Genomic DNA, 22825 nt, shown 5'->3' with positions numbered 1-22825 from the left:
TTCAACGCCTAGCGGGTGAGAGCGCCCGCGAGGATCACGTCGATCTGCTTGGCGACATGGGCCGACAGCTGCTCTTCGGTCCAGCTGTCGTAGGCCGCGCGGCGGTAGTTCGACAGATAGGCGTCCCACAGCAGGTCGGTCAGCAGCGGCACGTCGGCGTCCTGCGACAGCTCGCCTTTGCCGACGCCGTCACGCAGGATCTGGGTGATCACGGCCAGCAGTTGCTTTGTCACAGCGCGGGCGCGCGTCTCGGCGGCCAGCGGCTGGAACCACGAGCGGGCGACGATGGCCTGGAACAGCGGCAGCTGGTCCAGCGAGCCGTGGTAACCGGCGGTCAGGGCGGCGGCCAGACGCGCCTTGACCGAACCCTCGCCGGCGCCGGCCTTCACCGTGTCGGCCAGTTTGGTCATGTCTTCGGTCAGGACGGCTTCGAACAGCTCGGCCTTGTCCTGGAAGTTGGCGAAGACGGCGCCGGTGGACATACCCGCGCCCTTGGCGATGTCGCGGATGGTGGCGGGCTCATAGCCCCGCTCGGCGAAGAGGCCACGGGCGGCGTCCAGCACCTTCTGACGGGTGCGGACCTTGGCGGCCTGACGGCGGTTCATGCGGGGAGCTTCGGATCCGGCGACGTCTTCGGGGGACTGGGCGTCGGCGATCGCGGCGGTTTGGGACATGGAGATGCTTTACTCAAACCCGACGGCGGGGGGACCGCCGGGACGATGGGGAGAAGGGGGGCGACCGAGAGCCCCGGAATTTACCGGTTTTCAAAAGACGCTACCCCGAGAACGGGGGTCTTCATCACGGAACGATGACGAAAATGGGGTCCAAATATTAACGGCGCGGTTCCACGCGGCCTGACGTCAGGGGAGGTTTGACATGGATAAACGATGTTATCCCGACATTCCGTCGCGAACGGTCAAGCTTTATTTTCCAAAGGTTTCCGAAGGGTAGAGCCGCGCAGGGCCCGGGTCGCGCGCCCGCGACGGTCCTCAGGGATCGCCGCCTGGAAGACGGCGCGGAAAACGTCGCGCTTTTCGTGGATAGACGCCAGGACCAGACCCATCGGCACGCCGACGTCGACCAGGGTGTTCTCCGCCAGCTGCAGACTGGCCTCGGTGGTCTCGGGCACGGCGTCGGTGACGCCGAGGCCATAGAGCCGCGCCGCATGACGGTCGTCGCGGGCACGGGCGATCACGGTCATATCGTCGCGTAGGCGCCGGGCGGCGATCACCACCTCGTCCACCTTGGACGGCGCGTCCATGGTCACGACCAGGGCCCGGGCGCTGTCGATGCCGCAGGCCGTCAGCATCTCGGCGCGTCCGGCGTCGCCGTAATAGATGTCGAAGCCCTCGCGCCGGGCCTCGCTGACCGCAGCCGGATCGGTGTCCACGGCGATGAAGGGCACCTTGTGTTCGGCCAGCATCTCGCCGACCAGCCGCCCGACCCGGCCGAAGCCGACGATGAGGACGGCGCCTTCGCGCACCACCGGGTTCAGCGCCTCGGCCGGCACGGGCGGCGCCTCGACGTCCTTCGGCTCAAGCCGGCGCGCCAGTTTCAGCCCCAGCCAGCCCATCAGGGGCACGGTGAACATCGACAGGGTCGCCGAGACCAGGACGGCCTGGGTGAAGGCCGGGGCGGCCAGACCCTCGCCCATGCCGGTATTGAGAACGACGAAGGCGAACTCCCCTGCGGGCCCCAGGATCAGGGCGGTCTCGATGGCGGTGCGGGCGCCCAGCTTCCACAGCCGCGCCAGCCCGAAGATGACGGCGGCCTTGATGGCGGTGATGGCGACGGCCAGGCTGAAGACGAAGACCGGATCGGCGGCGAGGACGTTCAGATCCAGCCCGATGCCGACCCCGACGAAGAAAACGCCCAGCAGCAGGCCCTTGAACGGCTCGATATTGATCTCGACCTCGCGGCGGTACTCGGTCTCGGCGATCAGCAGGCCGGCGATCAGGGCGCCGATACTCATCGACAGACCGGCGGCCTGGGCCGCGACGCCCGTCCCGACGACCACCAGCAAACACAGGGCGACGAACAGCTCCTGACCGCCATGCGTCCGTTTGCGGCTGCGCGCGACCGAGCGGAACAGGGGGCGCAGCACCACCCGGCCCAACACCACGATCAGGGCCAGGCCGATGGCGGCTGGCGCGAGAGTAAAGAGAGTGCGGCCGATCTGGTCAGGCTGCAGCAGGCCGCCGGGATGGGAGGCGGCGGCGAGGAAGGAGACGGTGATCAGGATCGGGGCGACGGCCAGGTCCTGGGCCAGCAGGACCGCAAAGGTCGACCGGCCGGTCGATCCCTTCATCCGTCCGCTCTCGGCCATGACCGGCATGACCACCGCGGTCGAGGACAGGGCCAGCCCCATGCCGAGCACGGCAGCTGCGGCCAGCGACTGGCCCAGCAGCAGGAAGCCGCCGCCCAGCACCAGCGCGCAGACCAGCACCTGAAGCAGGCCGAAGCCGAAGACGAGGCGACGCATCGCCTTGAGTCGCTCCCAGGACAGCTCCAGCCCGATCATGAAGAGAAGGAAGGCGACGCCGAGCTCGCTGAGCTGGGCGATCTGGGCCGGGTCGCTGATGGTGAACCACGACAGCCAAGGCAGGGTATCGGTCAGCTGACCCAAGCCGTGCGGGCCGAGAACGACCCCGGCGGCCAGAAAGCCGAGCACCGGACTGATCTTCAGACGGCTGAACAGGGGCACCACGACCCCCGCGGCCGCCAGGAAGACGACCAGATCCTTGTATTCGCCGCCGCCGCCGTGTCCGCCCGCCATTCGTCCCCCAATTCGCTGTGGGGACAATCTTGTCTCAACGCAGCTCCGGCGCCATCCCGTCGCGGAGATTCATGAATCTTTTTTAAGGCGACACCCCACCTGTCCGGCGTAGGTTCGCCGCCGAACCGCCATATTGGCTTCGGCCGCGCGTGGCCTCATTCGCCGCCTTTTTCGACGACTATCGCCGCCCTTTCAGGACTGTTTTCCTACATGAAGAAGCTTCTCCTCGGCGCCGCCCTCGGCGCCCTGCTCGTGCCTGCTGCGTCCTTCGCCCAGACCGCCGACACGGGTCTGTTCAGCGCCCAGGGCGACGAGCACGAGTGCATCGACGACGCCTGCACCATGGTCGCCTTGTTCCAGTCGGGTCCGACCGGCTCGGGCTATCAGGGCACGGTCGCGCCCAAATACGGAACCTGGGGCTTCGACCTCGCCGGCCGCGACACCACGGTGAACCCGGGCGATGACTTCATGGAATACGCCAACGGGACGGCGCTGAAGTCGCTGGTCATCCCGTCGGACCGCACCTCCTACGGCTCGTTCGCCCTGCTGCGCGAACTGTCGGACAACCGGATGAAGGAACTGGTCCTGGGTCTGGCTGCCCGCACCGACCTGACGCCGGGCACGGACGAGGCCAAGATCGCCGACGCCTATCGCGCCTATATGGACGAGGCCCGCATCGAGGCGCTCGACGCCCAGCCGCTGCAGCCCTATCTGGCCGCCATCCGCGCCGCCGACAGCCGTGACAAGATGGCCGTCCTGATGGGCGGCACCCAGGGCCGCCTCGGCACGTCCTTCTTCCGCACCGGCATCACCATCGACGCCAAGGCGCCCGACCGCTACGTCGTCGCCGCCGGCCAGGGCGGCATCGGCCTGCCGAACCGCGACTACTATCTGTCGCCGCTCTACGCCGACAAGAAGGTCAAGTATCAGGCCTATGTCGAGCGCATGCTGACCATGATCGGCTGGGACAAGCCCGCCGAGAACGCGGCCGCCATCGTCGCCCTGGAAACCTCGATCGCCGAGGCCCACTGGACCCCGATCGAGAACCGCAACCGCGACAAGACCTATAACGAATACACCATCGCCAAACTGGCCGAAGAAGCGCCGGGCTTCCCCTGGCAGGCCTATTTCGACGCCGCCCAGCTGGGTTCGGCGCCGCGCCTGATCGTGTCGCAGAACACGGCCATGCCCAAGATCGCGGCCATCTACGCCCAGACCCCGGTCGAGCTGCTGCAGGCGTGGGAAGCCTTCCACACCGCCGACGACGCCGCGCCGCGCCTGTCGCGTCGCTTCGCCGACGCCCAGTGGGAGTTCCGCTCGCGCGACCTGTCGGGCCAGCCCGAGCAGCGCAGCCGTGAGAAGCGCGGCATCTCCTTCGCCGAGGGCACCCTGGGCGAGGCCACGGGCCGTCTCTATGTCGCCCAATACTTCCCGGCCGAATCCAAGGCCAAGATGGAGCAGCTGGTCTCGAACATCCGTTCGGCCCTGTCGGACCGGATCGCTCACCTCACCTGGATGGGCGACGAGACCAAGGCCCAGGCCCAGGACAAGCTGTCGAAGATCACCGTCAAGATCGGCTATCCGAACAAGTGGCGTGACTATTCGGGCCTGGAAATCCGCCCCGACGACCTGTTCGGCAACGCCGAGCGCACCGGCATCTTCCAGTGGAACTACCAGCTGGAGCGCCTGAACAAGCCGGTCGACAAGACCGAGTGGGGCATGACGCCCCAGACGGTGAACGCCTACTACAACTCGTCCAACAACGAGATCGTCTTCCCGGCCGCCATCCTGCAGCCGCCCTTCTTCGACCCGGACGCGGACCCGGCCGTCAACTACGGCGGCATCGGCGGCGTGATCGGTCACGAAATCGGCCACGGCTTCGACGACCAGGGCTCCAAGTCGGACGGCAACGGCGTGCTGCGTGACTGGTGGACCCCGGCTGACAAGGCCAATTTCCAGGCCCTGACCACCCGTCTGGGCGCCCAGTACGACGCCTTCGAACCCATCCCCGGCTATCACGTCCAGGGCGGGCTCACGATGGGCGAGAACATCGGCGACGCCTCGGGCGTGGCCGTGGGTCTGGAGGCCTACCACATCTCCCTGAACGGCCAGGCCGCCCCGGTTCTGGACGGCACCACCGGCGACCAGCGCTTCTTCTACGGCTGGGCCCAGGTGTGGCAGTCGAAGATGCGCGACGAAGCCGCCAAGCAGCAGGTCGCCACCGACCCGCACAGCCCGGCGATGTTCCGCGTCATCGGCCCGCTGCGCAACTCGGACGCCTGGTATGAGGCGTTCAACGTCCAGCCCGGCGCCAAATACTACCTGACCCCGGCCGACCGGGTTCACATCTGGTAAGACGGATTTCCATCCCCGACGGCGAGGGCCGGAGCAGCGATGCTCCGGCCCTTTTCGTTTTGCCAGCTCAGCTCTTGCGCAGGGTGACGTAGATGGCGCCCTCGCCGCCGTGGCGGCGGTGGGCCGAGGCGAAGCCGGAGACGAGGGGACGCAGGGCCGGGGACTGCAACCATTCGTGGATGGAGGCGCGGATGACGCCGCCGCCGCGCCGTCCCTGACCCGTGATGACCAGCACCGACTTCAGGCCTCGCGCCTGGCAACCCATGAGGAAGGCCTTCAGCTGGTCCTCGGCCTCGAACCGGCCAAAGCCGTGCAGGTCGATACGGTCCTCGATCGGATCACGCTCGCGCGACAGCCGGCGCTGGCGGCGCGGCTCCAGCTCTTCCGGGGCGCCACGGGGGGCGGGATGGGGCGCAGCCGTTCGGGCTCCGGATGATCCGGGTTTCGCGGCGGCCTTGTGGGAAGGTGTTTTTTTCGCCGGGAGGCCGGCCACGGCGATACTGGCAGGCGGATCAGCGGGAAGCGGGCCGCCGGGGATGACGAGGGCGGCCTTGCGCGCTTTGGGCGGGGTGACCGAGCCCGAGACCCGGGCCCAGATGCGGCGGTCCTCGGACGTCAGATCTCCTGAGGCCTTCGCAGACTTTTTCGGAGGCCCCTTGGCCACGGGTCAGTCGTCGCTATCGCCGTCGGAGCCCATCTCCTGCGGCCCCGGCTCGTGGCTGAGCAGATCGCCCGGCTGGCAGTTCAGTTCGCGGCACAGGGCGTCCAGGGTCGTGAAGCGGATCGCCCGCGCCTTGCCGGTCTTGAGGATCGACAGATTGGCCAGGGTCACGCCCACGCGGTCGGCGAGCTCGGTCAGCGACATGCGCCGTTCAAGCAGGATGCGGTCGAGCTGGATTCGAATGGCCATGGGAAGATGTGCGCTCGATCAGATCGTCAGTTCGCTCTCGCGTCGAAGCCGGGCGCCCTCGCGGAACACCTCGGCGAGGACGAAGACGACCAGGACGGAGAAGATGGGGGTCAATAGCTCACCGAACCCCTGCGGGTCCATCTGTCCGGGCACGAGGCCGGCGGCGACCATGCCCTGGGCCACCCAGACGCCGGCGGTCACCGTGGCCAAGGTCAGGCCGATAGCGCGCAGACGGCGCACATTCTCGGGCCGGAAGGGATCGCCTGCGGTCAGGGTGCGGAAGATGAGGCGCAGGTTGCGCAGGATCAGCAGGAAGCCGCCAACCCAGGCCGTCAGGGCCCCGAGGCCGAACAAAAGCAGCGGCTGGGTCAGGGGCTGTTGCAGCCCGCCATCATGGGCGGTGACGGTGACGTTGTAGTTGGAGATGGGGATGAAGATGGCGGCGACGAAGGCGATGAGCAGGCCGGCGGTCAGCAGCATCAGCAGCACATAGGCCACGTCGAGGGCGATCTTCAGAAGACTGGCGACCGAGCCGGGACCCAGGGTCCTCAGGGGGCCGCGAAGAAGGAAGGAGAGACCGAACCGGGGCCTGAAGCCCCTGGCGGGAAGCCGACCTTTCAGATTCTCGAGGGTCGGAAGACGCATCGGCCGTGTCGCTCAGGCCGGAAGGAAGGAGGCGAATGCCGCGCGGGGTCCGGCGAACCCCGTCGCGGTCTTATTCATCGCGATCTTCATGGGTCTCGTCAAAGCCTCACAGGACGTCTTTACCGTGAACCGGGGGTCATCGCTGACCCCCATGGTCAAATCCGTGCACCGGTGACGGTGCAAAGCGCGGTAGACGGTCTCAGAAGGCCTGGACGAGGATGGCGACCAGAGCGGTCGGCAGGGCGGCGAGCAGGGCGGCGTTGACCAGCACGTTGCCGACCTTGTCCATGAAAAGCGAAGCGTTCATCGTGTTCATCGTGGTTCTCCTGATTGAGGGGGTCGTTTATTGCCCACTCGGTTATGACTGCTAGGTAAAGATTGTGCGTTTCCGCTAATCTCTGGAACGGCGCAGCCCCCGTTCGTGAGAACATAGATAGGCCTTGCTACGGGGAAGGTCACGTTACATATCGTTTAACGATATTAAACTTTGGCAATGGATTGTAACGCGGTGCGTGAACAGCGATGAAACTCAAGCTTATCAAAGGGATGCGCCTCGTCGCGGCCACACATAACCCCGGCAAGGTCCCCGAAATCGCGGCCCTGCTGGATGGAAATTACGAGATTGTCACGGCGGGAGAGCTGAATCTGCCCGAGCCGGACGAGACCGAGACCACTTTTGGCGGCAACGCCATGCTCAAGGCGCGCCACGCGGCCCGGCTCTCGGGCGAGGTTTCGCTGGCCGACGACTCGGGAATGTCCGTTCTGGCGCTGGACGGGGCGCCGGGTATTTTTTCCGCGCGCTGGGCCGGACCGGGCAAGGATTTCGCCCTGGCCATGAAGAAGGTGGAGGACCGGCTGGAGGAGATCGGCTCGACCGACCGCCGCGCCTGGTTCACCTCGGCCCTCGCGGTGGCCTGGCCTGACGGACCCTGTGTCGTCGTCGAAGGAGAGGTCCACGGCGAGCTGACCTTCCCGCCGCGTGGCGCGCGCGGCTTCGGCTACGACCCCATCTTCATCCCCGAGGGCTTCGACCAGACCTTCGGCGAGATGGAGCCGGCGGCCAAGGACGCCATGAGCCACCGCGCCCGCGCCTTCGCCAAGCTCAAGGCCGCCCTGATTGACTGATCTGGATCCGGGCTCGGACGTCGCCGTCTATGTCCACTGGCCCTACTGCGCCCGCATTTGCCCCTACTGCGACTTCAACGTCGTGCGCGACCGGGGGAAGACGGAGGAACAGGCCGGGCTGGTTTCGGCGATCCTGAGCGATCTGGAGGCGCAGGCGGGGCTGGTCGGCGAGCGGAAGCTGGCCTCCATCTTCTTCGGCGGTGGCACCCCGTCCCTGATGCCGCCCGAGGTCGTGGCGGCGGTGATCGCGGCGATCCATGCCCGTTTCCCGGCGAGCCGCCCCGTCGAGGTCACGCTGGAGGCCAATCCGACCGACGCCGAGGCCGCCCATTTCAGTGCCCTGGCCGAGGCGGGGATCAACCGGCTGTCGCTGGGCGTCCAGTCGCTGGATGACGCGGCTCTGAGGTTCCTCGGTCGCAACCATTCGGCGGGCGAGGCGCGGCGGGCCATCGAAGTCGCCAGCAAGGCCTTCGACCGGCTGTCGATCGACCTGATCTACGCCCGGCCCGATCAGTCGGTCGCCGACTGGACCGCCGAACTGACCACCGCCGTCCACCTCGGCTTCGAGCACATCTCTCCCTATCAGCTGACCATCGAGCCCACGACCGCCTTCGGCCGGGCCTTCGCGCGCGGCGACTGGACCCCGCCCGACGAGGACCTGTCCGCCGCCCTCTATGAGACGACCCAGACCATGCTCGGCGCCGCCGGCTTCGAGGCCTATGAGGTGTCCAACCATGCGCGCGGCGTCGCGGCCCGGTCGACGCACAATCTGCATGTCTGGCGCGGCGGCGACTATCTGGGCCTCGGCCCCGGCGCCCACGGGCGGCTGACGCTGGACGGCATTCGCACCGCCACCATCGCCCACCGCCGTATCGGGGACTATGTCGCCGGCGTCGCGGAAGGAAAGCCGTGGGCCGAGCGCGACGCCCTGGACGCCGAAGGCGCCGCCGAGGAGCGGATCCTGCTGGGCCTCAGAACCGTCGAAGGCGCCGAAGCCTCGACCTTCGGGACGCTCGGAATCGCCGACCGCGTCGCGGGCCTGGCCGAGGACGGCTTCCTGACGGTTTCGAACGGACGGGTCGTCGCGACCGAAACCGGTCGGCCGTTGCTCGACGCGGTGTTGAAGGTCTTGCTGACATAGAAGACTTGGCCTGAGGTCGTCAGGCTGGCACGGTCCCGCGCCATGAGTGAACCTTCGCCTTTCCCCCCTTCCGCCCCGCCGTCGCGTCTCGTTTCGCCCGGCCTCTATCTGGTGGCGACGCCGATCGGGAACCTGCGCGACATCACCCTGAGGGCGCTGGACGTCCTCGCCGCCGCCGATCTGGTCCTGGCCGAGGACACGCGCGTCACCGCAAAGCTGCTGTCCGCCTATGGGCTGAAGGCGAAGCTGGAGCGCTGCGACGATCACGCCTCGGCTCGCGCCGCCGAAATCGCCATCGAGCGGGTGCGCGAAGGCAAGGTCGTGGCGCTGGTGTCCGACGCCGGAACGCCGGTGATCTCCGACCCCGGCTTCGTCGTGGCCCGCGCCTTCATCGCCGCCGGTCTGCCCGTCCATCCGATCCCCGGCGCCTCCAGCCTGCTGGCGGCCCTGTGCATCGCCGGCCAGCCCAGTGACCGCTTCCTGTTCGCCGGCTTCCTGCCGCCCAAGTCGGGGGCGCGGAAGACCATGCTGGCCGAGCTGAAGCAGGGTCGTCAAACGCTCGTCTTCTTCGAAAGCGGCCCCCGTCTCGCCGCCAGTCTCGCCGACATGGCCGAGGTGCTGGGCGACCGCCCCGCTGCCGTCACCCGCGAACTGACCAAACTCTATGAGGAGGCGGTGCGGGGCAGCTTGGCCGAACTGGCCACGGATCCGCGCTGCGATTCGCCCAAGGGGGAGATCGTCATCGTCATCGGGCCCGGCGCGGTCGAGGTCGCCTCGGCCGCCGACGCCGATGCGGCCCTGATCGAGGCCCTGGCCCGGTTGCCCACCGGCGAGGCGGCGTCGGAGGTGGCCCAGGCCCTCGATCTGCCGAGAAAGGCCCTCTATCGCCGGGCCCTGGAGCTTCAGGGCAAGGGATGAGGCCGGAACGCCTGAAAGCCCCGAAGCCGGCCCCCCGCCCCAAGGCGGCGTGGCGGCAGGCGCTGGGCGGCAAGGCGTTTCGACAGGGCCACGCCTCGGAATGGACCGCCGCCGTCTGGCTGATGCTCAAGGGCTATCAGATACTCGGCTTCCGGCTGAAGGGGCGCGGCGGGGAAATCGACATCCTCGCCCGCCGGGGCCGGATACTCGCCGTCGTCGAGGTCAAACGGCGCGCAACGATGGAGGCCGCTCTGACCGCCCTGACTCCGGAACAGCATCAAAGGCTGGTCGCAGCGGGCAAGGCAGTGTTGCACGGACGACCCAGCTTGGCCGGACATGAATTGAGAATCGATATGGTGGCGCTGGCTCCCGGACGATTTCCGCGCCATGTTTCAGCCATAAGTTTTCCCGGGCCCTGAATTTCAGGAAGAAATCCCGGCTGGTTGGGGCAAGACTCCGGGGAGTGGGCGTGACGCGCGAGGAAGCGGAAGCGATCCTGGTCGAGGCCGGTCGGGCCGACGACGACGACTTCCCCCTGCTGGAAGCCGCGATCGCCTGCGCCATCCACGACTATCCGTTCCGCGACACCGAGCCGGTGCGCACCCTGGCCCGCAACGCTGCCGAGCGGCTGGGCGAGCGGATGGACCGCGAAAGCCCCGACGACGCCCTGGCCGAGACCATGGCCGCCGACCTGAGGCTGAACGGCGACCTGCTGCACTATGACGACCCGGCCAATACGGATGTGATCGACGTCGCCGAACGCCGGCGCGGCCTGTCGGCGGCCCTCGCCGTCTTCTACCTCGACGCCGCCAAGCGGGTGGGACTGGAGGCGCAGGGGGTCGACTTCCCCAACCACTTCCTGCTGCGGGTCGAAACCCCGGCCGGGCCGGTGGCGCTGGATCCGTTCAGCCAGGGCCGGATCGTCCTGCCCTCGGAGCTGAGCCGCCGGGCCCTGCGCGCCGGGCTGACGCCGCACATCGCCGACCGGCTGGACCTGCTGATGGCCCCGGTCACCGACCGTCAGGCCCTCATCCGGCTGCAGAACGTCCTGTTCAGCCGGGCCATCAAGGCCGAGGACTATCAGGGCGCCGAACGCTCGGCCATGCGCCGCGCCCTGCTCGATCCCGAGGACCACCGGCCCTGGCTGGACGTCGCCTCGGCGCGTGAGAAACAGGGCGCCCTGAACGGCGCCCTCGACGCCCTGAACCGCGCCCGCGTGATCGGCGGGCAGGATATGGTCGTCCAGACCGCCAGCTTCGACCGGCTGAGGATGCGGCTGAACTAGCCCACGAACGGCTCCGCTTGCGTCGCTCGCGGACCGGCAATATCTCTACTCCTGTCGCGAAAAACGACGGCCTTGGTCGTCGCGCATACGCCGCCCGCATTCCGAACGCGGCTGGCCAGCGTCTCCTGAAATCCCGGCCTGACCTGATCAGGCGTTGCGCGGTGGTCGCTTGTGGCGCCGCGCCTCAAATGGAGCGCGCCCATGCCTGCCCTCACTGCCGCCCCCGTCACCATCATCGGCGCCGGACCCGGCGGCCTCGTCCTCGCCCGGATCCTGTCGCTGCATGGCGTTCCGGTCGCCGTCTATGAGGCGGAGGCCTCGCCCGACGCCCGCCCCCAGGGCGGACTGCTGGATCTGCACGAAGACAGCGGTCAGATCGCCATGAAGGCCGCCGGCCTGTTCGAGGAATTCACCGCCCTCGTCCGCCCCGGCGAGGACGCCAAACGCATCGCCGACCGGACCGGCCACATCCTGTTCGACGACCCCGGCGGCCGAGACGGCCGGCCCGAGATCGACCGCGGCGACCTCAGGCGTTTGCTCATCGGCGCCCTGCCTGCAGGGACGATCCGGTGGGGCCGCAAGCTCGCCTCCGTTCGGCCCTTGGGCGAGGGACAGCACGGGGTGACCTTCACCGACGGCTCGACGATCGAGACCATGCTTCTGATCGGGGCCGACGGCGCCTGGTCGAAGGTGCGGCCCCTGCTGTCCGACGCCCGCCCCGCCTATGAGGGCCTGTCCTTCGTCGAGACCGGCCTTTCAGACGGCGCCGTCCGCCTGCCCGCCACGGCCGATCTGATCGGGACCGGCACCCTGATGGCGCTGGAGCCGGGACGCGGCATCCTCGCCCATCGCTATGCCGACGGCCGGCTGCACGCCTATGCCGCCCTGAAGCGGCCGGAGGAGTGGTTCGCCAGGATCGACGTCGCCGATCACAAGGCCGCCCTGACCCGGTTCGCCGCCGAATTCGAAGGCTGGTCCCCAGACCTGACGGCCCTGATCACCCAAAGCGACGTCCCGATCGTGCTGCGGCCCATCCACGCCTTGCCGGTCGGCCATCGCTGGGGCCGGACACCGGCCGTGACCCTGCTGGGCGACGCGGCCCACCTGATGTCGCCCTTCACCGGGGTGGGGGCGAACCTCGCCCTTCTGGACGGCGCCGAACTGGCCCGGACCCTGCTGGCGTCTCCGGACGACGTCGAGGCGGCGCTGGCGGCCTATGAGGCCGACCTCTTTCCGCGCAGTGAAGCAGCAGCGGCGGAAAGCGCGGCCAACCTGCGGCGCTTCTTCGAAGACGGGACGCCGGGCAGTGTGGTCGATCTGTTCAGCCGTCGGAGTTGAAGCGAGCCCCGGACGCGTGAGGACATGCTCCGGCCCTTGCGCGTCCGGCGTCGGGCGCCCATACCCCAAGCCTCGCCGTTCAGAGGTTTCCCATGCTCAAGGTCGCGATCCAGATGGACCCCATCGAAGGGGTCGATATCGAGGTCGACACGACCTGGCTGATGATGATGACGGCGCAGGAGCGGGGTCATCAGCAGTGGGTCTATGACTTCCGCACCCTGGCGCTGGAAGAGGGCCGCCTCTATTGCCGCGCCCGTCCGGTGACCCTGCAGCATGTCGCGGGCAACCACGTGGCTTTCGGCGACTGGGTGAAGCTGGACCTGGCCGAGGACGTCGACGTCATCCTGATGCGTCAGGACCCGCCGTTCGACATGGCCTATGTGACCGCCACCTATATGCTGGAGACGGTCCATCCGAAGACCCTGGTGGTCAACGACCCGGCCGAGGTGCGTTCGGCGCCCGAGAAGCTGATGGTCACGGCCTTCCCGGGCCTGCAGCCCCCGACCCTGATCACCTCCGATCCGGTCACCCTGACCGAATTCCATAAAAAGCACGGCGACGTGGTGCTCAAGCCCCTGCATGGCAACGGCGGTTCGGGCGTGATCAAGCTGCGCGCCGACGACCCCAACCTCGACGCCCTGATCGAAATCCATCAGGGCGCTTCGCGCGACCCGCTGGTGATCCAGAAATTCATCCCGGCCGTGTCGAAAGGCGACAAGCGCATCCTGCTGATCGACGGCGAGCCCGTCGGGGCCATCAACCGGGTGCCCGCGGCAGGCGCGGTGCGCTCCAACCTGCACGTGGGCGGCACGGCCATGCCGGTCGAACTGACACCGCGTGATCTGGAAATCTGCAAGGCCATCGGCCCGACCCTGAAGGCGAAGGGTCTGATCTTCGTCGGCATCGATGTGATCGGCGACTATCTGACCGAGATCAATGTCACCTCCCCCACCGGCGCCCAGCAGCTGAAGCGGTTCACCGGCATCGACGCCACCGCCCTGATGTGGGACGTCATCGAGGCGAAACGCGCGGCCTAAACCACGCGGGGTTGCATTCCGTTCAGGTTCATGGTTTGTTCTCTTCCGAAGCGGGAGGACGTCCATGCTGGCCAGTATCGCCACAGTCGCGTTCGAAGGGGTGGAGGCGCGGCGCGTCGACGTCCAGGTGCAGCAGATCGGGGCTGCCGAGGGCTCTTTCGCCATTGTCGGCCTGCCGGACAAGGCGGTCGCCGAGAGCCGTGAGCGGGTCAGGGGGGCCTTCGCCGGCATCGGTCTGTCCCTGCCGTCCCGGCGGATCATCGCCAATCTGGCCCCCGCGGACCTGCCCAAGGAAGGCAGCCATTTCGACCTGCCCATCGCCCTGGCCCTGCTGGCCTCCATGGGGGTGATCACGCCCGACGCTCTGGAGGGCTGGGCGGCGATCGGCGAGCTGGGGCTGGACGGACGGATCGCGGCGGTCGGCGGCAGTCTGTCGGCGGCCATGGCGGCCAACGCCATGGGACTGGGGCTGATCTGCCCCGAGGCCAACGGGCCCGAGGCCGCCTGGGCCGGGGACGTGGCCCTGCTGGCGCCCCGCTCCCTGATCGGGCTGGTCAATCATTTCAAGGGGACCCAGGTGCTGCGCGCGCCCGAACGCGGGCCGGTGGTTTCCGGGACCCGCGTCCCGGACCTGCGCGAGGTCAAGGGTCAGGAGAGCGCCAAGCGGGCGCTGGAGGTCGCCGCCGCCGGGGGGCACAACCTGCTCTTCATCGGGCCGCCCGGTTCGGGCAAGTCGATGATGGCGGCGCGGATGCCGGGTCTTTTACCGCCACTGACCTCGCAGGAACTGCTGGAAACCTCGCGAATCTGGTCGGTGGCCGGGATGATCGAACGCGGCGCCCTGACCCATGAGCGGCCGTTCCGGGCGCCCCATCACTCGGCCTCGATGGCGGCCCTGACCGGCGGCGGGCTGAGGGCCAAGCCGGGCGAAGCGTCCCTGGCCCACAACGGCGTCCTCTTCCTCGACGAACTGCCCGAATATTCGGCCCAGGCGCTCGACAGCCTGCGTCAGCCGCTGGAGACCGGCGAGATCGTCGTCGCCCGCGCCAACCACCATGTGAAATATCCGGCGCGGTTCCAGCTGGTGGCGGCCATGAACCCCTGCCGCTGCGGCGTCGGCGGCTTTGGCAAGGGCGCCTGCGGCAAGGCCCCGCGTTGCCAGCGCGACTATCAGAACCGCATCTCCGGCCCGATGTTCGACCGCATCGACCTGACGGTGGAGACCCCGCCGGTGACCGCGGCCGACATGGCCCTGCCGCCGCCGTCGGAAGGCACGGCGGAAGCGGCCGCCCGCGTCGCTGTCGCCCGCGCCCTGCAGGCCGAACGGGTGGCGACCCTCGGGCTCGATCCGGTTCACGCCCGGGATCAGGCGATCAATGCCCGCTGCTCCGGGGAGGTGCTCGATCGCTTCGCCACCCCCGACGAGGCCGGCCGGGCCCTGCTGATGCGGGCCGGGGAGGCGGGGGGACTGACCGCGCGCGGCTGGACCCGGACCCTGCGGCTGGCCCGCACCATCGCCGATCTGGAGGGCTCCACAGGGGTCTTGCGCCGCCATATCGCCGAAGCCCTGATCTACCGCCGCGCCTCGTCCGGGGCGCAGGAAGATTTCGACCGCCAGCGCGCCCGCCACGACCCGGACCTGTCCGACGCCCGTCCCGGCCTTCCGGCCTGGTGACCCCGGCAGGGAGACTGGCAGGTGGCGACGGGCCCCTCTCGGGCAGCGACATTTCTCTGGACGCTTGAGCCGGCCTTAACCCTTGGTAGTGCAGGGTGAGGGTCACGAAGGCGATCCACGGACGCGACCATGGCCCGAAGGGCGAAGACCGGCGAAGACTCTCTCAAGGCCCCGGTGGCCGTCCCGGCTCCGTCTTCGGCCCCTGCCCCGACCGTTTCCGGCACGGACGGCAGCGACCAGTTCCTGCGCCTGATGAGCCATGAGATGCGTACGCCCCTGAACGGGGTGATCGGCATGCTGGGCCTTCTGACCCGCACCCGTCTGGACGGCGCCCAGCGCGCCTATGCCGAGGCGGCCCAGTCCTCGGCCGAACATCTGCTGGGTCTGGTCAACGATCTTCTGGACTATGCGCGGCTCGAGGCCGGGCGGCTGGAGTTCGATCCGGCTCCGGTCGAGGTCGAGGCCCTGGTGCGCGGCGTCGCCGAACTGCTGAGCCCGCGCGCCCACGACAAGGGGCTGGAGATCGTCTGGTCGGTCTCCGGCGACGTGTCCGACATCATGGCCGACGAGGGCCGGCTGCGGCAGGTGCTGTTCAACCTCGCCGGCAATGCGGTCAAGTTCACCGACGCGGGCGGCGTGCGCATCGCCGTCGAGCGGATCGGGGGCAGCCGCGCCCGGCCGCGTCTGGCCTTCATCGTCGACGACACCGGCCCCGGCGTCCCGTCCGAGGCCCGCGAACGCATCTTCGAGGAGTTCGGCCACGTCGACGCCTCGGACGCCACCCGCTTCGGCGGCGCCGGCCTGGGTCTGGCCGTGGTCCGCCGTCTGGCCGGGGCCATGGGCGGGACGGTCGCCGTCACCGACCGGCCGCGTCAGGACAATTCGGACGTTTCCACCGGGTCGCGCTTCCGCTTCGAGGCCGTGTTCGACGCCGTCGCCGGCGCCCCGGCCCGCAGCAAACCCCTGACTGGCATCGCGGTCGCCGTGCGCTCGCCCGATCCCTTCGTCGCCCGGGCCGCCACGGACCAGATCGTCGCCAGCGGCGGCGAGGCCAGCGACGACGCGGCCATCGTCCTGGTCGATCACGCCGGCGCCGTGCAGGAATTCGGTCCGGGCGCCGTCGCCCCCCTGCCCGCCTCGGGCCGCGGCGTGATCCTGCTCAAGCCCTCCGAACGCGAGCTCATCCCCCGCTACCGCGCCATCGGCTTCAACGGCTATCTGATCAAGCCCCTGCGCCGCGCCTCCCTGGCCGAGCGGGTGCTTGCCGCGGTCCAGGCCGCCGAACCCGTCAATGACGCGGCGCCGCGCAAGGCCCTGGCCGAGGACGACCGCGTCGTTCCCGTCCGCTTCGCCGGCATCCGCGTCCTTCTGGCCGAGGACAATCCGGTCGGCGCCCTGCTGGCCAAGACCCTGCTGCGTCGCGAGGGCTGTGTGGTCGAAACCGCCGCTACCGGGGCCGAAGCCGTCGCCGCCATGAAGCGCGCCCGCTACGACATGGTCTTCATGGACATGCGCATGCCCGGGATGGACGGGCCGGACGCGACGCGGGCCATCCGCGCGGTCGGGGACACCACCCCCATCGTCGCCCTGACCGCCAACGCCTTCGCCGAGGACCGCAAGGCGTGTCTGGAGGCCGGGATGGACGACCATCTGGTCAAGCCGCTGGAGCCCGACGCCCTCCGCGCCGCCCTGACCCGCTGGACGAACCGCGACAACCGCTTCAAGGTCGCCGTCTGACGCCGGGGGGCGTCGCCCCCGGAGCCTGCCCATGACCGACGCCGTGACCACCAAGCCCGCCGGCCGCCTCGGCGGTCTGGCCGTCTATTGTGAGCGGCGCGTCATGGCCCAGCTGCTGCTGGGCTTCTCGGCCGGCCTGCCGAACCTGCTGATCTACGACACCCTGACCGCCTGGCTGCGCGATTCCGGGGTGACGCTGGAGCTGATCACCTTCTTCGGCCTGGCCACCCTCACCTATGCGCTGAAATTCGTCTGGGCTCCCCTGCTGGACCGGACCAATATCCCCTTCCTGACCAAATGGCTGGGCCATCGCCGGTCGTGGATGCTGGCCACCCAGGCGATGATCGTCCTGGGCCTGTGGATGCTGGCGGGGCAGAATCCACAGACCAATCTGGTGGGCGTGGCCCTGTTCGCCCTGATGGTCGGCTTCTTCGGCGCGACGCAGGACATCGCCATCGACGCCTGGCGGATCGAGGTCTCCGACGACGCCCGTCAGGGCGCCATGGCCGCCGCCTATCAGCTGGGCTACCGGGTCGCCGTCATCGTCGCGGGCGCCGCGCCTCTGGTGCTGGCCGAGCTCTACAACTGGAACTTCTCCTACGCCGTCATGGCGGCCCTGATGGCCATCGGCGTGGTCGGGGTCCTGCTGGCGCCGCGCGAGAAGGCCCACACCATCCGCGAAATCCCCGTCGGCGACATCCCGGCCCGGCCGGTGCTTCAGGTCGTCGAGTGGATCGTGCGGCTGGGCCTGATCTTCATCGCCGCCCTGGTCATCGGCACCGGCCTGACGGACAAGCCTGACGCCCTGCTCTGGGCCTTCGGCGGTGTGCTCGGCGCGGGGGCGGAGACGATCAAGGCCGGGCTGGAGGACAATACCGCGACCGGCGTCCTGATCCAGTTCGCCTATGTCATCGGTGGCTTCATCCTGATGGCCGTGGCCTGCTGGCCCATCCCCGGCGTGAAGACCCGGCCCGGCGCCTATCTGGCCGGTTCGTTTGGTCAGCCGCTGGCCGACTTCTTCGTGCGCTTCGCCAAACTGGCCCTGCCGATCCTGGCCCTGATCTGCCTCTACCGGCTGGCCGACTTCGTGCTCAACATGATGAACCCCTTCTATCAGGACCTGGGTTTCACCAAGATCGAGATCGCCGAGGTGCGAAAGGTCTTCGGGGTGGTCATGCTGTCGCTCGGCGTCTTCATCGGCGGCTGGTCGGTGGCCAAGCTGGGCCTGATCCGCACCATGGTCATCGGCGCCTTCATGAGCCCGGTGTCGAATCTGGTCTTCGGCTGGCTGGCGACCCAGGGGCATGACCTCGGCGCCCTGTTCGTGGCCATCGGGGTCGACAATATCGCCACCGGCTACGCAGGCACGGCCCTGATCGCCTATATGTCCAGCCTGACCTCGATCGGCTTCACCGCGACCCAGTACGCCCTGTTCAGCTCGCTCTACGCCCTGCCCGGCAAGATCATCGCCTCCCAGTCGGGCAAGATCATCGAGGCCTCGGCGCGGGCGGCGGACGCGGGCGGGCCGCTGGCCCTGTTCAAGCCGATGTTCAACCGGCTTCCCGAAGGTTCGCTGGTCGAGGGCGCAGCCAAGAGCGGCGTGACCGTTCAGGGTCTGGGCGCCGGCTATTTCACCTTCTTCCTCTATTCGGCGGCGATCGGCATCTTCGCCATCGTGCTGGCTTTCTACGTCGCCAAACGCCAGCCGGCGGTCATGGCCGAGGCCAAGGCGCGCGAGGAGGCAGCGCTGGCCGAGGCCGCGACAGAAGCCCAGCCTTCCTGATCGGGCTTACCTGGGAACGCTGACGCCGGAGCCTAGAGCTCCGGCGCTCCGCCTTCATAGGCGGCGAAGGTGGCGGCGGTGATGATCTCGGAAACCGAGGCGCCCAGGCTGACGATCTGAACCGACTTCTCCAATCCGACCAGCAGCGGTCCGATCACGGTCGCTCCGCCCAGCGACTGGACCAGACGCGTCGAGATCGAGGCCGACTGGATCGCCGGCATGACCAGCACATTGGCGTCGGCCGACAGCCGCATGAAGGGATAGTTGGCGCGGGCCGACGGGTCGAGCGCCAGTTCGGGCGGCATCTCGCCTTCGTATTCGAAGTCGACATCCATGCTGTCGAGAATGCGGATCGCTTCACGCACCTTCTCGCCGCGTTCTCCCGGCGGGTCGCCGAAGGTCGAGTGGCTGAGGAAGGCGACGCGCGGAGTGCGGCCCAGCTTGCGTACGGCGGAGGCCGCCTGGACGGCGATCTCGGCCAGTTCCTGGGCGTCGGGCAGTTCGTGGATGGAGGTGTCGGCGACGAAGAGGGTCCGGCCCTTGGCCAGCACGATCGACAGGCCAATCAGCCGGTCCTTGACGTCGATGACCCGGCGCACCTCGCGCAGGACCATGTTGAAGTTCCGGGTCGTGCCCGAGACCACCGCGTCGGCGTCGCCCAGGGCGACCATGGCGGCGGCGAAATAGTTGCGGTCCTGATTGATCATCCGCTGGACGTCGCGGCGCAGATAGCCGCGGCGCTGCAGCTTGGCGTAGAGCCAATCGGTGTATTCGACGTTCTTGTGGCTGACGCGGGCGTTGACGATCTCGATGCCGAGGGCGTCGAAGTCGAGGCCGGCCTCGATGGCGTTCTTGCGGATCAGGTCCTCGCGGCCCAGCAGGACCGGGGTTCCCAGTTCGGACTGTTTGAAGGCCCAGGCGGCGCGGATGACCGGGGTCTCCTCGCCCTCGGCGAAGACCACCCGCTTGTTCGGAGCGGCGCGCACGGCGGAGGAAATCTTCTGCATCAGGGCCGCCGAAGGATCGACGCGCTCGCGCAGCGAGTTGCGATAGGCCTCCATGTCCTCGATCGGACGGCGGGCCACGCCCGTGTCCATCGCCGCCTGGGCGATGAAGGGCGGGATGTACCAGATCAGGCGCGGATCGAAGGGCGTCGGGATGATGTAGTCGGGGCCGAACTTCAGCTTGCGGCCCGAATAGGCGGCGGCGACCTCATCCGGCACGTCCTCGCGCGCCAGGGCGGCGATGGCCTGGGCGCAGGCGATCTTCATCTCGTGATTGACGCGGCGGGCGCGGACGTCGAGCGCGCCGCGGAACAGATAGGGGAAGGCCAGGACGTTGTTGACCTGGTTCACATAGTCCGAGCGGCCGGTGGCGATGATGGCGTCGGTGCGCACCGACATCACATCCTCGGGCGTGATCTCCGGATCAGGATTGGCCATGGCGAAGATGATCGGATTGGGGGCCATGGAGGCCACCATCTCCTTGGTGATCGCGCCCTTGGCTGCCAGGCCCAGCACGACGTCGGCGCCGACCATGGCTTCGGCGAGGGTGCGGTGGGGCGTGTCGGTGGCGTGGGCGGCCTTCCACTGGTCCATGCCCGTCGGGCGGCCCTTGTAGACGACGCCGTCGCGGTCGACGATCACGGTGTTCTCGGCCTTCACGCCCGCCGCCTTCATCAGGGCGATGGACGACAGGCCCGCGGCCCCGGCGCCGGCCAGGACCACCTTGAGGTCCTCCAGCTTCTTGCCGACGATATGGGCGGCATTGATCAGGCCCGCGGTCGAGATGATGGCCGTGCCGTGCTGGTCGTCATGGAAGACCGGGATGTCGAGCAGGTCCTGCAGCTCGGATTCGATCACGAAGCATTCCGGGGACTTGATGTCCTCCAGATTGATGCCGCCCCAAGTGTCGCCGATGTTCTTGACGACAGTGATGAACTCGTCCGGGTCGGTGGTCTTCACCTCGACATCGAAGCTGTCGACGTCGGCGAAGCGTTTGAACAGGACCGACTTGCCCTCCATCACCGGCTTGGAGGCCATGTGACCGAGGTTGCCGAGGCCCAGGATCGCCGTGCCGTTGGAGATCACCGCGACCAGATTGCCCTTGGAGGTGTAGTCGTAGGCGAGGTCCGCATCCTTGGCGATCGCCAGCACCGGAATGGCCACGCCGGGGGAATAGGCCAGCGAGAGGTCGCGCTGGGTCGCCATGGGCTTGGTCGGCGCCATGGAGATCTTGCCCGGCGTCGGGACCTTGTGGAAATCCAGCGCGTCCTGATCGGAGAAGGTCTGTTTGTCAGTCAGGTCGGGCATGGGGGCCTTTTCGCGCGCGTCTGCGGATCGTGTCGGAACCCGACTGTTCCTAGAGCGACGCTGGCGAGGGGACAACCCGGGCCGAACTTGACCCGGGGTAATCCTTGTCTAGTCGACCCCGGCGAGGAACTCGAAGATCGCCGCCTTGGCCTCCGGCTCGTCCAGCATTGGGGCGTGGCCGATCCCGGGAACCTCGACATGGTCCATGGCGGGTGCGGCCTTCTTCATCTTCGCGGCGATCCCGGCGCTCAGAAGGTCCGAGTTTCCGCCACGAACGAGCAGGGTTGGGCGGTTTTTCGCCAGTTTACGGAACCATGGCCAGAGATTCGGGACCAGGGCCTTGGCCCCGGCCGCCCGGATCGGCACGGCGATGTCGGGGTCATAGTCGAGCACCGGCGTCCCCTCCGTGCCGTCGCGGAAGATGCGGCGGGCGAAGGCTTCCCAGTCGGCGTCGCCATAGTGGGGGAAGGCGACCTCATTGATGCGCTTCGCATAGTCGACGGCGGCGGCCCAGGTCGGGGTGTCCACCGGCTGGCCGGAATAGGCGGCGATCCGGGCCAGACCCTCGGGCGCGACCTCGGGCCCGATGTCGTTGAGGATGGCGGCTGTGACGGCCCTGGGCTTGATCGCCGTCAGGGCCATGGTGATCAGTCCGCCCATGGAGGTGCCCATGAAGACGGCGCGCTCGATCCCGGCCTGTTCCATCAGGGCGACGACGTCGCGGGCATAGACGTCCGGCGTATAGGTCATCGGATCGGGCGCCCGGTCAGACCGGCCCCGGCCGCGCACGTCCAGCGCCAGTACCCGGCGTCCGCTCTGGGCCACCAGCGGGGCGATGCCGTCGAAGTCGGCGCTGTTGCGGGTCAGGCCATGGATGGCGATCAGCGGCAGCTTCGCCGGCCCAGACCCCGGCGCATAGTCGCGGGCGAACAGGCTGAGCCCGTCGGGCGAGGTCCAGCGACGCTCGGTGAAGGCGATATTTGGCGCGGCCATGATCTCAGTACCCCGTAACCCACGATGCGCCCCCGCCCGGACAGCGTATTTCAACGTCGGGCGAATTGCGATTCCGCCGCCGGGGGCAACTCTCCGAACAGGCGAGCTCTGTGGCTCCCGGGACGCTTAACGCGCGAGCGTGGTCAGAGGCCCAGAACGTCGTGCACGAAGTCGGCGAGATCAGGGCCGTGGAACAGGAAGCCCTTCACCCCGGCGCGACGAGCGGCTTCCATGTCTGACTCACGATCGCCGATCATGAAGGACTTGGCCGGGTCGATATTGTGGTCGGCTATGGCCCGCAGAAGCATGCCCGGATTGGGTTTGCGGTCGGGGTGATCCTCGTGGAACCAGGCCGGGTCCCGCGCCTCATGGTGCCAGGGGCAGGCATAGACCGCGCCGATCAGCGCGCCCCTGGCGCCCAGTCGCCGCACGATCAGGGCGTTGAAGGCGTTCATCGTGGCCTCGTCGAACAGCCCCCGGGCCACGCCCGACTGGTTGGTGACGATGACGACCAGATAGCCCTGCTGGTTGAGCAGCTGGATGGCCTCGGCCGCGCCCGGAATGAACTCCAGATCCTGTTCACGATGCGGATAGCCGACGTCGACGTTGATCACCCCGTCGCGGTCCAGGAAGACAGCCGGGACGCCGGTCGGATTGGCGATGGGGGCGGAAGTCGGGGAGGAGGCGGATTCTGTCGTCATGCCCTTCGGGTCTATCGCCCAACGTTGCAAGTCGCAACGCGAAGTGACCCTGTCGTGTTTGGCGTCAGGAACCGTCATTTGCTAGACCGCCCCA

The 22825-nt window shown here is 68.3% G+C and carries 19 protein-coding genes; 11 read left to right on the top strand and 8 right to left on the bottom strand.

Annotated features, from left to right (window positions below; genetic code table 11):
• Positions 1-8: 8 nt before the first annotated feature.
• The gene (locus tag AC07U0_RS05980; RefSeq protein ID WP_494719096.1) at positions 9-674 is read right to left on the bottom strand and encodes a TetR/AcrR family transcriptional regulator; all 666 of its coding nucleotides are present in this window, start codon (positions 672-674) and stop codon (positions 9-11) included.
• A 242-nt stretch (positions 675-916) separates the two neighbouring features.
• Positions 917-2776, bottom strand: a complete 1860-nt coding sequence (locus tag AC07U0_RS05975; protein ID WP_494719095.1) for a cation:proton antiporter domain-containing protein — start codon at positions 2774-2776, stop codon at positions 917-919.
• Between the two features lie 210 nt (positions 2777-2986).
• On the opposite strand from AC07U0_RS05975, the gene AC07U0_RS05970 reads away from it, so the two are divergent.
• Positions 2987-5131 (top strand): M13 family metallopeptidase, encoded by a 2145-nt coding sequence (locus AC07U0_RS05970; protein WP_494719094.1) that lies wholly within the window; start codon positions 2987-2989, stop codon positions 5129-5131.
• Between the two features lie 67 nt (positions 5132-5198).
• Here the strand turns inward: AC07U0_RS05970 and AC07U0_RS05965 are convergent, their stop codons facing one another.
• From AC07U0_RS05965 to AC07U0_RS05955, 3 genes are read right to left on the bottom strand one after another with little or no spacing between them, the layout of a single operon-like run.
• Positions 5199-5795: a Smr/MutS family protein gene (locus AC07U0_RS05965; RefSeq protein ID WP_494719093.1), complete on the bottom strand. Its 597-nt coding sequence runs from the start codon at positions 5793-5795 to the stop codon at positions 5199-5201.
• Between the two features lie 3 nt (positions 5796-5798).
• Positions 5799-6041 carry a helix-turn-helix domain-containing protein gene (locus tag AC07U0_RS05960; RefSeq protein ID WP_494719092.1) on the bottom strand — a complete coding sequence of 81 codons (243 nt, stop codon included), beginning with the start codon at positions 6039-6041 and terminating at the stop codon, positions 5799-5801.
• Between the two features lie 18 nt (positions 6042-6059).
• Positions 6060-6686 carry a DUF2975 domain-containing protein gene (locus tag AC07U0_RS05955; protein ID WP_494719091.1) on the bottom strand — a complete coding sequence of 209 codons (627 nt, stop codon included), beginning with the start codon at positions 6684-6686 and terminating at the stop codon, positions 6060-6062.
• Between the two features lie 522 nt (positions 6687-7208).
• On the opposite strand from AC07U0_RS05955, the gene rdgB reads away from it, so the two are divergent.
• The 10 genes from rdgB to AC07U0_RS05905 all read left to right on the top strand — a co-directional run bounded on the left by rdgB (position 7209) and on the right by AC07U0_RS05905 (position 18725).
• Positions 7209-7811 carry an RdgB/HAM1 family non-canonical purine NTP pyrophosphatase gene (gene rdgB, locus AC07U0_RS05950; RefSeq protein ID WP_494719090.1) on the top strand — a complete coding sequence of 201 codons (603 nt, stop codon included), beginning with the start codon at positions 7209-7211 and terminating at the stop codon, positions 7809-7811.
• Positions 7804-8952 carry a radical SAM family heme chaperone HemW gene (gene hemW / locus AC07U0_RS05945; protein ID WP_494719089.1) on the top strand — a complete coding sequence of 383 codons (1149 nt, stop codon included), beginning with the start codon at positions 7804-7806 and terminating at the stop codon, positions 8950-8952. The genes rdgB and hemW overlap by 8 nt, the downstream gene beginning before the upstream one ends.
• Before the next feature lie 42 nt (positions 8953-8994).
• Positions 8995-9870: a 16S rRNA (cytidine(1402)-2'-O)-methyltransferase gene (gene rsmI, locus AC07U0_RS05940; protein ID WP_494719088.1), complete on the top strand. Its 876-nt coding sequence runs from the start codon at positions 8995-8997 to the stop codon at positions 9868-9870.
• A complete protein-coding gene (locus tag AC07U0_RS05935) occupies positions 9867-10289 on the top strand; it encodes a YraN family protein (protein ID WP_494719087.1) in 423 nt (140 codons plus the stop codon). The genes rsmI and AC07U0_RS05935 overlap by 4 nt, the downstream gene beginning before the upstream one ends.
• Positions 10290-10339: 50 nt before the next feature.
• On the top strand, positions 10340-11155 hold the full coding sequence (locus AC07U0_RS05930) for a SirB1 family protein (protein WP_494719086.1): 816 nt from the start codon (positions 10340-10342) through the stop codon (positions 11153-11155).
• A gap of 201 nt (positions 11156-11356) precedes the next feature.
• Complete coding sequence (locus tag AC07U0_RS05925) at positions 11357-12493, top strand: FAD-dependent oxidoreductase (RefSeq protein WP_494719085.1); 1137 nt, start codon at positions 11357-11359, stop codon at positions 12491-12493.
• A 92-nt stretch (positions 12494-12585) separates the two neighbouring features.
• The gene (gene gshB, locus AC07U0_RS05920) at positions 12586-13530 is read left to right on the top strand and encodes a glutathione synthase (protein ID WP_494719084.1); all 945 of its coding nucleotides are present in this window, start codon (positions 12586-12588) and stop codon (positions 13528-13530) included.
• A 64-nt stretch (positions 13531-13594) separates the two neighbouring features.
• Positions 13595-15205 carry a YifB family Mg chelatase-like AAA ATPase gene (locus AC07U0_RS05915; protein WP_494719083.1) on the top strand — a complete coding sequence of 537 codons (1611 nt, stop codon included), beginning with the start codon at positions 13595-13597 and terminating at the stop codon, positions 15203-15205.
• A 129-nt stretch (positions 15206-15334) separates the two neighbouring features.
• A complete protein-coding gene (locus tag AC07U0_RS05910) occupies positions 15335-16942 on the top strand; it encodes a response regulator (RefSeq protein WP_494719082.1) in 1608 nt (535 codons plus the stop codon).
• A 31-nt stretch (positions 16943-16973) separates the two neighbouring features.
• Positions 16974-18725, top strand: coding sequence for an AmpG family muropeptide MFS transporter (locus tag AC07U0_RS05905; RefSeq protein WP_494719081.1), 1752 nt, complete (start codon positions 16974-16976; stop codon positions 18723-18725).
• 32 nt (positions 18726-18757) lie between these two features.
• Here the strand turns inward: AC07U0_RS05905 and AC07U0_RS05900 are convergent, their stop codons facing one another.
• From AC07U0_RS05900 to AC07U0_RS05890, 3 genes are all read right to left on the bottom strand, one after another.
• Positions 18758-21037, bottom strand: coding sequence for an NADP-dependent malic enzyme (locus tag AC07U0_RS05900; RefSeq protein ID WP_494719080.1), 2280 nt, complete (start codon positions 21035-21037; stop codon positions 18758-18760).
• A 108-nt stretch (positions 21038-21145) separates the two neighbouring features.
• Complete coding sequence (locus tag AC07U0_RS05895; RefSeq protein ID WP_494719079.1) at positions 21146-22030, bottom strand: alpha/beta fold hydrolase; 885 nt, start codon at positions 22028-22030, stop codon at positions 21146-21148.
• Positions 22031-22173: 143 nt separating this feature from the next.
• Positions 22174-22731 carry a D-glycero-alpha-D-manno-heptose-1,7-bisphosphate 7-phosphatase gene (locus AC07U0_RS05890; RefSeq protein WP_494719078.1) on the bottom strand — a complete coding sequence of 186 codons (558 nt, stop codon included), beginning with the start codon at positions 22729-22731 and terminating at the stop codon, positions 22174-22176.
• Between the last annotated feature and the right edge of the window lie 94 nt (positions 22732-22825).

It is taken from the genome of Brevundimonas sp. GW821-FHT02A10, from assembly GCF_059422025.1.
The sequence above is the reverse complement of the archived record's forward strand: the minus strand, read 5'-3'. Positions and strand labels throughout refer to the sequence as shown.